Raw genomic sequence first — 12,225 nt, 5'->3', positions numbered from 1 at the left:
GGCGTCGCCGGCAGCGGCCCCCTGATCAACGGCGTCCTCGCCGACCTCTTCGACGACCGCTCCCGCGGCCGGGCGGCCGGTGTCATGTTCGGCACCGTCGCCCTGGTCACCGCGCTCCTCGGCCCGACGCTCGGGCAGCTGTCCCGGATCGACGGCGGATGGCGCTACGGGTTCTTCGTCGTCGGCGCACTCCAGGTGCTGGCCGGGATCGCCATCCTGCTGTTCTTCCAGGACCCGGGCGTCGGCGGGTCCGAGCCCCAACTCGCCGCGCTGAAGGCCGGACCCGCCGCGCCGCGCGGCCGCGCCTTCGACCGGGCGAGCCTGCGCCGGCTGGCCGGCATCCGCAGCTTCCCGCTGATGTGCCTGCAACGCCTGCTCAGCGCCCAGTTCGTGATGGTCGCCTTCGGTGTGGTGTTCCTGGTCGACGTCCGCGGCTTCGGCAACGCGCAGGCCTCGCTGGTGGTCTTCCCGGCCGCGCTGTCCTACCTGGTCGGCACGCTCGGCGGCGGGCTGGCGGCGGACCGCGTGCAGCGCCGCCACCCCCGCACCGGCCGCATCGCCGTCCTGCAGATCGCGCTCCTCGGCTACGGCGTCGTCGCCTACATCGCCACCCAGATCGCCTGGACCCACCTCGGGATCTACGCCTTCCTCCTGTCGCTGATGGGCCTCCTGCAGGGCCTCCAGCCGTCGGTCAACCGGCCGGTCGTCATGGCCATCACGCCGCCGGAACTGCGCGCCGCGGCCTTCGCCGTCTTCATCGGCGTCGAGGGCATCGGCTGGGCCGTGATCACCCTGATGGTCGGCTTCCTCGGGGACACCATCGGGCTGCAGAGCGCCTTCCTGTGGATGGTGGTCGTGGTCATCCTCGTCAACGGACTCCTCACCACCCCGCTCTACCGCACCTACGCCCGCGACGTCGCCGCCGTCCAGGCCGACCTCGACCGCCGCGCCGCCGACGGCCACCCGCTTCCGAACGCCACGCAGAACTAGGAACCGCACATGACCCGCCGTCCCAACTTCGTGATCCTCATGCCCGACCAGCTGCGGGCCGACGCCGTCGGCGCGTTCGGCAACCCGCACGTCCGTACCCCGCACCTGGACGCCCTCGCGGCCCGCGGCACCACCTTCAACCAGGCCTACGTCCAGCACCCCGTCTGCTCCCCGAGCCGGGCCTCGATGCTCACCGGCTGGTACCCGCACACCGCCGGCCACCGCACCCTCACCCACCTGCTCAAGGAGCACGAGCCCAACCTGCTGCGCATCCTCAAGGACGCCGGCTACCACGTCACCTGGGCGGGCGCGCGCGGCGACACCTTCGCCCCGGGCGTCACCGAGGCGAGCGTCCACGAGTACGGCTTCTCCACCATGCCCACCGTCGGCTACGGCGGCGACTACCCCGAGGGCGTCTGGTCCCGGCTGTTCTACCGGGGCCTGGTGCCCGACGACGGGCGGATCGACCCGGACGAGGCCGCGATCCGCTCCGCCGAGCGGTTCCTGGAGAACCCGCCCGAGCAGCCCTGGGTGCTGTTCGTCCCGCTGGTGGCGCCGCACTGCCCGTTCCAGATCGAGGAGCCCTGGTTCTCCCAGATCGACCGGGACGCCCTCCCCGACCCGGCCGCCCCCGGCGACCCGGCCGGCGAGCCGCGCTACATGCGGGCCATCCGCGAGCGCTACGGCATCGGCGAGGTCACCCCGGAGCAGTGGCGCGAGGTCATGGCCACCTACTACGGGATGATCGCCCGCCTCGACGACCAGCTCGGCCGGGTGATGGGCGCGGTCACGGAGGCCGGCGCCGCGGACGACACGGTGACCCTGTTCTTCGCCGACCACGGCGAATACCTCGGCGACTACGGGCTGATCGAGAAGTGGCCCTCGGCGATGCACGACTGCATCACCCGCGACCCCCTGATCATCAGCGGCGGCGGCTTCGCCGGCGGACAGGTCAGCGACGCCATGGTGGAGATGGTCGACGTGCTGCCCACCGTGCTGGAACTGGCCGGGGCCGAGGCACCGCACCGCCACTTCGGCCGCAGCCTGGTGCCGCTGCTGAACGACCCCACCGCCGCGCACCGCGAATACGCCTTCACCGAGGGCGGCTTCACCGTCGAGGAGGAGCCGCAGATGGAGCGCCCGGGCTTCCCGTACGACCTGAAGGGCGCCCTCCAGCACGAGGACCCCGAACTCGTCGGCAAGGCCGTCGCCGTCCGCGACAAGGAGTGGACGTACGTCTGGCGGCTCTACGAGGCCCCGGAGCTGTACCACCGGGCGGACGACCCGCAGGAGCGGGTCAACCTGGCCGGCCGCGCGGAGCACGCCGCCACCGAACGGCGCCTGCACGAGGCCGTGCTGCGGTGGATGGTCGAGACCGCCGACGTCATCCCGCTCGCGCCGGACCCGCGCCTGCCGCAGGTGGCCCTGCCCGCGCCCGGCGACCGGTAGCCGGCCGTGCCGAAGGGCGGCCGCCGTGCCACCCCGTGGTACGAGGAGGGCGAGGAGCCGGACTACCGGTTCTCCCTGGCCAACGAGCGGACGTTCCTCGCCTGGTTCAGGACCGGACTGGCCCTGATCGCGGCCGCCCTCGCCGTGGCCCAGTTCGTCCCGCCGCACGCGCGGGGGACGGCGGGGGCGGTGCTCGGCGCCGTACTGGCGGTGGTGGGCTCGCTGCTCTGCGCGGTGGCCTGGTTCCGCTGGCGCGCCGTCCAGCGGGCGATGCGCCACCAACGGCCCCTGCCGCGGACCCGGATGCCGCCGGTGCTGGCCGCCGGTGCCGCGGTGGCCGGGCTCGGCCTGCTCCTGCTGATCGTCCGGGCCTCATGACTCCGCGCGATCCCGGGCTGCAGCCCGAACGCACCGCGCTCGCCGGCCGGCGGACCGCCCTGTCGGCGGTGGTCGCGGCCGTTCTGGCGCTGCGCGGCGCCCTCGTCCACCGGAGCGTGGCCGAGGCGCCGGCGGGCGTCCTGCTCCTCGTGGTGGCGGCGCTGTCCGTCACCACGAGGGTCGGCCTCCGGGTCAGGCGGGTCGCGATGGCGGCCTGCGCCGCCGCGGCGGGCCTGCTGATCGCCGCGCAGTACGCCCCGCGCGCCTGACGGATCCCGGTTCGGCCGTCCGGTGGGGGCCGTTGGGGCTCGTCCGACAATTCCCGCCGCGACGCGAATTGTCAGACGAGCCCGAGCGGGCCGAAGGTGCGCCGGAGGTCCACCACCGTGGCCGGGCCGGTCACCCAGGCGAGCGGGGCGTGGTGGAGCCGGACGCCGGCCGGGGGCTGGAGCAGGGCTTCGCCGCCCGGGTTCCGCGGCCACTCCACCTCCCCGGTGGCGGTCCGGGCCGGGACGAGCCAGTAGTCGCCCCGGGTGTACCCGCCGCCCGGCCGGAAGTACACCTGGACGCCGTCCTCCAGGTCGAGCCAGACCCCCTCCTGGAGCCGCAGGGCACCGCCGGACAGCGGCGGGGCGTCCCGGCCGCGGGGCGCCCGGTGGTCCCAGCGGCGCAGGAAGGGGTGACGCTCGGGCAGCCGCCCGACCTCCGGCCCCGGTTCGGCGGACAGCCGCACCCGGCGGCCCGGCAGATCGGTCTCCTCCACCTGGAGCAGGTCCGCCGGCTCGCCCCGGCTGACCGAGGCGCTGTCCGCGACCTCGACCCAGTCGCCCACCGAGACGCCGGACCTGTCGTCGTCGCCCAGCGTGGTGAGGTCCACCCAGACGCCCTCGACCGAGACGACCGGCAGGACCACCGAGCCGTTCTCCCGGGACCACGTGAACGTGGCGTCGCGCCCGGCCGAACCGCCGCGGTGGACCTCCACCCGGTACAGCTGGTTCTCCGGGCCCCGGTAGGCGGCCTCGGGATGGGCCAGGCACGGATCCTCGCTCGCCCGCTCCGGCCGACGGGCGCGCGCCGCCAGCCGGGCGGTGGGCCGCTCGCGCGGTTCGGCCCAGGCGTCGAAGGCCTCCGGCACCCGCGAGGCGCCGTCGTCGGAGAGGCCCAACTCGGCGCCGGGCAGGGCGAGGACCTGCCAGACGACCTTGGCCCTGGCCGCCGTGTCGGGCATCGCGGCGCCGAGCGCGACCTCGCGGATCTCCGGGTCCTCGACCGCGGTGACGGCGCGTTCCCAGACCTTCAGGTAGACCAGGAACGGGAACTCGCCGGGCAGCCGGTCGCCGGGGCGGTCCTGGTCCCGGTAGGCGTCCGGCTGGTCCCAGTACGTCCAGCCGGCGGGGGCCGGTGCCCGGCGGACGTCGTCGCCGCCGTCCGGGCCGCCGTCGTCGGGCACGGCGGGGGCGGGCTCGGGACGGTCGGCCTCGCACAGGACGCCGTCCACGTAGTACCGGCCGCCGCCGATGGCGAGGTCGTCCACGTCGTGGTTGCCCGGCACATGGCCGATCGCGAACCCGGGCGNNNCCCCCCGATCAGGTCGGCGGCGAGCGTGCGCAGCTGGTACCGCTCGATCGCGGCCTGCTCGTTGGCGTCGGCGTCGAGCTGGACCCGGCCCTGCTGGGTCAGCACCGCGGAGTAGTGCTTTCCGGGCCTGAAGGTCAGGCGCGAGAAGTCTGCGTGCACGGTTTCCCTCTCGGATTCGATGGCGAGGAGCGGGTCAGGAGACGAAGAAGACGCCGGCGTCGGTGCCGGCCGGCGTGTACTCGGCCAGCCGCGCCCGCAGGTTGTCCTCGCGCTGGGGCTGGAACAGGTCGTGGAAGGCGCCCAGTTCGGAGCGGTCCTCGGCGCCCCGGGTGATCTCCGGCGCGCACCCGGCGGCGAACCGGCCGTAGTCGGGCGTGCCGTACCGGAGGCTGCTGAACAGCGGGCGGACCCGCGCGGTCTCCAGGTCGCGCAGCCGGGCGGCCCGCGCCGGGTCCAGCTCGCCGCGCTCGACCAGTTCGGTCACCGCCGAGCGCACCAGGTCGGGCTGGCACGCGTACCGGCGCGGGGTGCGCGAGCCCGGCGGGACGTAGCAGAACCGCAGGCAGCCGAGCGAGCGGCGGGCCACCCGCATCCGCCCGGTGAAGACGCAGTCCTCGGCGATCGTCACCGCGTGGGTGTGCACCTCGCCGACCACGGTGGAGCGGTGCGCGTGCAGCAGCGCGTGGGCGGGCGCGCAGTCGGGCCCGGAGAGGGCCGGGCGCCCGGGCCCGGTGGCGTCCAGGACGCTGTCGCCGAGGTGGATCTCCAGCGGTTCGGCTGCCACCTCGTCGCCGACCACCTGGATCGCGCCCAGGATCGTGCGCTCGATCCGGACGCAGGCGGTGGTGTGGTCCAGCACCAGGCTGGGTTCCTGCGGCGCGTGCGGTGCGCAGTGCGGCTCCAGCGACCAGCCCGGCACCAGGGTGCAGTGCCGCAGGGTGACGGAGGCCAGCGGCCCGGTGACGTTGACGCCGCGACCGCTGATCAGCAGGCCGTCCAGGACCAGCCGCCCGCCCGGCTGGACGCCCCGGACGTTGAGCGCGTCCGGCCGGTTGCTGTACCAGTCGAGCAGCCGGATCACCGGCCGGGCGCCCTCGGCGGCGCGCAGTTCGAGCCGGTCCCCGGCCGCCAGGTCGAAGTCCAGCTGCTCCTGGTAGGCGCCGCTGTGGGTGATCTCGATGACGGCGGCGCCGCCCGCCCGGCCGTCCTGCTGGTCGGCGCGCCACTGCTGGTAGGCGTCGTTGATCCGGTCGTACGGCCGGCCGGGGCCGACCCGGTAGAGCGTCCGGTGCCGGGCCGGCGGGCGGTCGCGCGGGTACTCCCCGCCGCCGGTGTCGTCGCCGAACGCGTAGTGGTAGTCGACCCAGACGCCCCGGCGCGGCGCGGTGCGGGCGCCGAAGGCGATCCGGCCGAGCACCGGGTCGACGGCGACCTGGCCGCGCTCGGGCCGGTAGGTCCAGTCGGTCAGGTCGGCCACCGTGATCTCGGCGGGCGGCACCGGCTCGTGGGCGCCGTCGCGCCAGACGGCGAAGCTCTTGCCGGGCCCGTAGTAGTCGGCCAGGCGCTCGGCCAGCTGCCGGCGCCGGATCGGGGCCGGCACGTTGTCGAGCGCCGCGAGGTGGGTGGCGGACGGCTCCGGCTCGGGCCGGGTGACCAGCGGGGCGTCGTTGCCGAGGACCGAGAAGGTGAACAGGTTCCTGGCCCGGTCGACGCAGTAGGCCGGCGCCCGGGTGACCGGGTACGGCTTCAGCCGCCACACGTACAGCGCGACCCCGGCCGGCGTGTAGCCGCCCCGGCGGCGGGCGGAGGCGGCCCGGCGGACGTCGGCGGTGTGCGCCTGCCCGTCGAAGGGACCGCCGAGCAGGTCCAGCGCGCCGCCGCGCCGGACGTCGACCAGCCGGCCCCGGCCCAGCCGTTGACGGTCCGCCGGCTGCTCGTCCGGGCGCAGCAGCCGCACCGGCTGGGTGCCGCCGAGCAGCCGGGAGAGCTCCACGGCCCGGGCCGGCCAGTCGGCGACCGAGGCGGACAGCTCCTCCAGCAGGGCCAGGGTGCCCTTGCGGCGGCGGTTGGCGACGGTGTTCGCCACGTCCAGCCGGGGCGCCAGCCGGGCGGCGAGCCGGTCGCGGGCCGAGGTCCGCTCCGGGGAGGCGCCGCCGTGCAGGCCGGTGGCCAGCACCTCCTCGTAGCCGGGCAGGATCCGGTAGCCGACCAGGTCGCCCAGATAGGCGACGGCCCAGTCGGCGGCGGTCTCCACGAACCAGTCGCGGTAGCCCTGGTCGACGCCGGCGCGGACGACGTCGACCTGCTCGGCGATCACGGCCAGCAGGGCGCGCAGCGGCTCGCCCGCGTCGGCGTCCCGCAGCCGGTGCCACTGCGGCAGCAGCTCCAGCAGCCCGTCCGGGTCCCGCTCGGTCGGCTGGGTCGTGCTCGGCTCGGTCATCCGCGGACCTCCTTGAGGATCAGCGTGTCGGGCAGGTTCGGTGACAGCAGGGCGAGTTGGGCCGGGCGGACGCCGCGGAAGACGGTCAGCACCCGGCCGGCCGGCAGCGGGCGGGTGTCGGTGACGGACGGGTTGAGGCGCAGCAGCTCCGCGACCGGGATGCCGTGGCGGGCGGCGACGGCGGTGAGCGTCTCCCCGGCGGGGTCGCTCACCCGGTACCGCTGCTCCTCGAAGCGGGCGAGCCGGGCCGGGACCGTCGGCTGCGGCCGTGCGAGCCGGTCGGACAGCCGCTCCAGGCCCTCCGGGGTGAGGCTGCCGGGCACGCCGGTGAAGGCGTCCACGTCGACCCGGTCCACGCCGGGGACGGCCTGGGCGGCGGCGAGCACCTCGGACAGGTGGGCGCTCTGGCCGAGTCGGCGTCCGGCGTAGCCGAGCCGGTCGAGCAGGGCGCGGCGCAGCGCCGGTTCGACCAGGTCCCAGGAGTGGTCCGGGTCGACCTTGACGCTCACCGCGACGATCAGCAGGACGAGTTCGCGCACCGCGACCTCGACCGGCAGCCGCGGGTCGCCGTGGGCGGTGAGCGAGGAGCGCAGGGTGCGGATCAGGTCGGAGTCGGCGGTGAGCGGGATGTCGTCCACCCCGGCCACCGTGACGTGCACGAGTTCGCGCCGGCCGTCCGAGAGCCGGGTGGCGGCGGCGAGCCCGATGCCGGCCCGGGCGCGGGTGAAGTCCTCGTAGTCGGGGACCGAGACCAGCCGGTCCAGCGCGGTGACGGCGAGCGGGATGGTGCGCCTGGCGAGTCCGGGGCCGTCCGGGTCGGCGCCGCCGGTGGCGGGCAGCGGGTTGACGACGGCGGAGACGCCGAGCGGGCGGGTGGTGAGCTGGGTGATCCGGCCGGCGCCGACGTTGCCCGTCTCGCCGATGCCGATCCGGTAGCGGGCGCGGACGTTCTCCCGGCCGGTGGGCAGCCGCGAACCGTGCACGCCGTCGCCGAAGGTGACGGTGGTGCGGCCGTCGGAGGAGGTTCCGGTGACATGGACCCGCTCGGTGGCGCCGCGCCCGGCGAGGCTGTCGACCTCGTGCCAGCGCACCCCGTCGACCCGGATCTCCAGGGTGCTGCGCGCGCCCCCGGGGGTGTCGGCGGCCAGCCAGGTGAGCGGCGACTGCCAGAGGGTGAAGCGCTGGCCCGGCACGCCGGCGTCGCCGCTGCCGATGGCCTCGTCGCGGGTGGCGCCCTGGGTGGCGCGGACCACGTTGCCGAGGACCTGGACGGTGTCGCGCCGGTAGCGGTGGGCGAGCGGGGCGGTGAGCGTGATCGTGGTGCGGACGGCGTCCCCGGGCAGCCGGGGGTCGACGCCCTGCTCGACACCGGCGATCATGGCCAGTTCGGTGCCGCGGACCCCGGTGGTGTGCGGGATGTCGGTCCGCTCGCCGCCGACCGTGATCCACCGGCCGGGGGTCAGCCCGTCGTAGAGCCGGGCGAGTTCGATCCGGTCGCCGTGCACGTCCTCGGCGACGGGCTCGTCGGCGAGCCGCAGCGATTCGCCGCGGGCGTAGACGGTGGCGTCCCGGATGTGCGAGAGCTGGGTGTCCTGGTCGTCCAGCCACGGCTGTTGCAGGGACAGTTCGGTGACCTTGCCGGTGATGCCGAAGTCGGCGCGGGAGATCACCCGCACGTCGGTCACCCGGGTGATGACCTCGGCGAGGTCGCGGCTGCCGGGGACGCCGCCGTCGATCCCCTTGCGCGGGCGCTGGATGACCACCCAGCTGCCGGGCGCGATCTGGTCGTACACGGCGTCGAGGGTCAGGACGGTGCCGGAGACCGGCTGCAGCCTGGTGGTGAACACCACCTCGACGGCGGGCGGCGACTGCTCGGTGGCGGCGTAGCGGTGCACCCGGACGTTCAGTTCGCCGGAGTCGCCGGTCCGCTCCTCGCCCGGGTCGAGCAGGTGGTCGAGCGCGGGGCCGGGCCCGCCCTCGATCCTCACGTGCACCCGGCCGTCGGCCTGCGGGCGGGAGACCAGGACGGTGCGTTCGGGCAGCCTGGCCAATAGCCGGGCGCTGACGCCGGGTTCCGGGGCGGGCGCGGCCTGGTCGGGTACGGCTCGGCCCGGTGCGGGCCGGCCGGCGGCGGACGCGCGCGGGCCGGGCGGCGGCGGTTCGGTGGTGACCACCTCGATCTGGCCGGGCCCGAACGGGAAGGTGTGGTCCCACGGCAGCGAGAAGCCGCTGTGCAGCAGGCTGCCGGCCTCGACGTAGGTGAAGTCGGCGGTGGTGGGCACGGTGCCGGCGGCGTCGAAGCCGATCCGGACGCCGATCAGCGTGCTGCCGGAGAGCGGCCAGTCCACATAGCGGTCGATCCGGCCGTCGGCGCCGTAGACGGGCTTGAGCGGCGCGGTGGCCCCGAACGGGGTGGCGACCACCCGCATCGCCTGGATCTCGTGCACGGCGAGCGGCGCCGTCAGGTCGACCCGGCGCCAGGCGGGGTAGAGGCCCTCGCTCAGCCGGGGGTCGAGGGCGGACAGCAGCCGCACCCCGAGGTCCGAGCCGGCGGCGAAGAGGCGCCGCGGGTCGCGGGCGAGGTCCCGGGCGCTGAGCGGGGGCCGGGTGGGCGCGGTGCGCAGCGCCGCCAGCAGCGGGCCCAGTCCGCGGACGGCCGGGTCGTCGGCTCCGGATCCCGGGGGGCGGGGCCCGTCCGGGGCCTGCGGCGGCTCCAGCTGGTGGGCGCGGGCCCGCAGGCCGGTCAGTTCCCCGCCGAGCCGGCCGAACCAGTCGGCCACCGGCCGCTGCGAGCGGGCCAGCTCGGCGGCCTCGGCCGCCCGGTCGACCACCGGGGCGAGCCGGTCGGCGAACCCGGCCGGGGTGCCCAGCGGGCCGGACGGCAGGTCGAGGTCGGCGCGCAGCGGGGCCAGCACCTGGGCGTCGAAGTCCCGGACGATCCGGCTCCGCCCGGGCCTGGGGTTCGGGGCGTTCGCGGAGACGGTGACCCAGTCCGCCAGCTCGGCGCGCAGGTCCTTGAGGGTGCGCAGGTCCCGGGGCAGTCCGATCACCGTGACGTCGTTCTCTCGGTCGAGCCGCACCTCGGGCACCAGCCGAAGCACCCGGTGGACCGGGTCGGCGGCCTTGTCGGCGCTGAAGACGAACAGCAGCCGGTCGCCGGGCCGGATGTTGTTGGCGGTGCCGGCGGCGAACAGCTCGGCCCGGCCGCCGGGGTTCAGCTGGCCGGGCGTCAGCTGGTACGGACGGCGGCGCAGCACGGCCAGTTCGTTCCAGTCCGAGCGGGCGGCGAGGTCCTCGGCGGTCTCGAAGGACTGCGGGTCCTCGCCGGGGCCGGGGACGCTCTGGCTTCGGGCGCCGCGCGGGACGGTCACGGTCGGGTCCTGGGCGGCCCGCGGGTCGTGGTCGAGGGTGTAGGCGAGGTAGGTGTCGGCGGCCACGCCGGGCCGGGGCCGGTGGCCGACCAGCCGGCCGAGCAGGGTGAGCGAGGCCTCCTCGGTGGCGGTGCGCAGGTAGCCCTCGTTGGCGATCCGCTCGGAGTAGAAGGTGAGCACGTCGGCGAGCGCGGCCCAGGCGTCCAGCAGCGCGACCGCCGGGTCGTCCGGGGTGCGGACCGTCAGCTCGCGCAGCGCCGGGTGGGCGGGGCCGGAGAGCCGGGTGAGCAGGCTGTCCAGGAACTGCCCGTAGCGGCCGACCCGGTAGCCGATGGCGTCCAGCCCGGGCGGGTTGAACAGCGGGGCCGGGGTCGCGGTCGCGGTGCCCGCGCAGCCGCAGGCGCACTGGCCGTTCATCGGCCGCCTCCGATCACGATCGAGAGCCGGCCGTTCTCCGGCCGGTCGGGGTCGTTGTCGCAGCAGGCGATCTCCAGCGCGCCGAGCCGCAGCAGCCCGGCGTCCGGCTCGCCGTCGTCCCGCCCGAACTGCCGTCGCAGCCGCGTGACCTGGGCGCTGAGCACGCCCGGCACGGCGGCGGCCGCGGCCACCAGCCGGGAGACCCGCACCGGTTCGCCGAAGCCCAGCGCGTCGGGGTGGAAGAAGCCGAGGCGCCCGTCCGGCAGGGCGCGGTTGCCCAGCACCCGCCGCAACTCGGCCAGCACGTGGCCGCGTTGGTGACCGGGGGCGGCGCAGATCCGCAGTTCCAGGTCGATCGGCACCAGCAGCGCGGGGCGGACGACCAGGTCGTGGCCGATCCTTCGGTACGCCTCCAGGCCGTCCGCGACCGCCGCCAGCAGGGCGGTGTCCGCGGTGGCCCGACCGTACGGCTCGACGGCGACGTGCACCTCCTGGACGCTGCCGGTCCAGCGGAGTCCGGCGGCGGCCCGGTGGACGCCCGGCAGGCCGGCGGCCAGCTCCGCGTAGTCGGCGGCGGTGACGGCGCGCAGCCGGGTGCGGCTCAGCGCGAGCGGGGCCGACTGGCGGACCTGGTCGAGCGGTTCGGGTTCGGTGCCGCCGGTCGCGGGCAGCGGGTTGCGGACCCGGAGCACCGCGTCCCGCGGCCGGGCGCCGTCGCGTTCGGCCGGGTGGGGCGGCCGGTCCTGGCAGACCACCAGGTGGTTGACGGCCTCCGCGCCGACGTTCCCGGCGGTGCCGTTGCCGATCCGGTAGGCGACCCGCAGCTCCGCGCCGGGCGTGGGCGGCAGGCCGTGCCGGCCGTCGCCGAAGCGCAGCGCGAGCCGGCCGTCGTCCTCCGGCTCGCCGACGAAGTGCCGGTCCCGGGGGCCGTCGGCGAGCAGGTCCCGGCGGGGCGTCCACTCCAGGCCGTCGGCGGTGGCCCGGACCGCCGGCAGCGCCGCGCGCGGGTCCTGGACGGCGATCCCGCTCGCCGGGCCGGCCAGCGCGGGGGAGTCGGGGTCGAGCCCGGAGGCGTAGCGGGGGCCCCAGCTCTGGGCCACCTCCCAGACGGCGGAGCGCCGCAGCACGGTGCCGGCGCGGGCCCGCGCGGTGAGCACCTCCAGACGGCGCAGCTTGGCCGCGAGCAGACGGGTGCGGCGGGCCAGCAGCTCGCGCAGTCCGGCGGCGGGCCGCTCGGCGAGGTGCAGGTCGCGCACCACCCGGGCGCCGAACAGCAGGGCGAGTTCGGCGAGTTCGGCACGGGACGGGTGGTGTCCCCGGCTCGCCCGCCGCCACAGCTCCTCCAGCCGCTGCCGGACCCGTTCGGGAACGGCGGCCAGCAGGTCGGCCTGGCGGGCGGAGACGTGGGCCGGGTCCGGGTAGGCGGCCGCCTGGGTGACCGGCCCGAAGCGCGGCACCGGCTTGAAGGCGCGCGGCAGGACCGGGTAGCGGGACTGGTCGAGCAGCGTCTCCAGCGCCGCCGCCTGGGCGTCGGCGCGGGGCTCATCGGCCGGGCCGGCGTCCACCTGCGGACCGACCCCGGCGAGTGCGCCGAGCCCGTGG

At 76.2% G+C, this 12,225-nt stretch carries 8 protein-coding genes and 1 pseudogene; 4 read left to right on the top strand and 5 right to left on the bottom strand.

Annotation, left to right across the window (positions count from 1 at the left end; all coding sequences use genetic code 11):
- From ABD308_RS00520 to ABD308_RS00505, 4 genes are all read left to right on the top strand, one after another.
- On the top strand, window positions 1-990 hold a 990-nt coding region (locus ABD308_RS00520; protein WP_344322587.1), incomplete at its 5' end, for an MFS transporter.
- A gap of 9 nt (window positions 991-999) precedes the next feature.
- A complete protein-coding gene (locus ABD308_RS00515) occupies window positions 1,000-2,439 on the top strand; it encodes a sulfatase family protein (protein WP_344322580.1) in 1,440 nt (479 codons plus the stop codon).
- Window positions 2,440-2,445: 6 nt separating this feature from the next.
- Window positions 2,446-2,817, top strand: coding sequence for a YidH family protein (locus tag ABD308_RS00510; protein ID WP_344322572.1), 372 nt, complete (start codon window positions 2,446-2,448; stop codon window positions 2,815-2,817).
- A complete protein-coding gene (locus ABD308_RS00505; RefSeq protein ID WP_344322565.1) occupies window positions 2,814-3,086 on the top strand; it encodes a DUF202 domain-containing protein in 273 nt (90 codons plus the stop codon). The genes ABD308_RS00510 and ABD308_RS00505 overlap by 4 nt, the downstream gene beginning before the upstream one ends.
- A gap of 71 nt (window positions 3,087-3,157) precedes the next feature.
- On the opposite strand, the gene ABD308_RS00500 is transcribed toward ABD308_RS00505, so the two are convergent.
- The 5 genes and pseudogenes from ABD308_RS00500 to ABD308_RS00480 form a co-directional block, all read right to left on the bottom strand.
- Window positions 3,158-4,369 (bottom strand): DUF6519 domain-containing protein, encoded by a 1,212-nt coding sequence (locus ABD308_RS00500; RefSeq protein WP_344322560.1) that lies wholly within the window; start codon window positions 4,367-4,369, stop codon window positions 3,158-3,160.
- An 83-nt stretch (window positions 4,370-4,452) separates the two neighbouring features.
- A pseudogene (locus ABD308_RS00495) lies at window positions 4,453-4,500 on the bottom strand (hypothetical protein); the annotation flags it as partial.
- An 88-nt stretch (window positions 4,501-4,588) separates the two neighbouring features.
- Window positions 4,589-6,835 (bottom strand): hypothetical protein, encoded by a 2,247-nt coding sequence (locus tag ABD308_RS00490; protein WP_344322555.1) that lies wholly within the window; start codon window positions 6,833-6,835, stop codon window positions 4,589-4,591.
- Window positions 6,832-10,623 carry a putative baseplate assembly protein gene (locus tag ABD308_RS00485; protein WP_344322548.1) on the bottom strand — a complete coding sequence of 1,264 codons (3,792 nt, stop codon included), beginning with the start codon at window positions 10,621-10,623 and terminating at the stop codon, window positions 6,832-6,834. Before ABD308_RS00485 ends, ABD308_RS00490 begins: the two co-directional genes overlap by 4 nt.
- Window positions 10,620-12,225: putative baseplate assembly protein (locus ABD308_RS00480; protein ID WP_344322540.1), on the bottom strand; the 1,606-nt coding region annotated here is incomplete at its 5' end. The genes ABD308_RS00480 and ABD308_RS00485, both read right to left, overlap by 4 nt.

It is taken from the genome of Kitasatospora putterlickiae, assembly GCF_039527695.1.
Classification (GTDB): Bacteria; Actinomycetota; Actinomycetes; order Streptomycetales; family Streptomycetaceae; genus Kitasatospora; species Kitasatospora putterlickiae.
The sequence above is the reverse complement of the archived record's forward strand: the minus strand, read 5'-3'. Positions and strand labels throughout refer to the sequence as shown.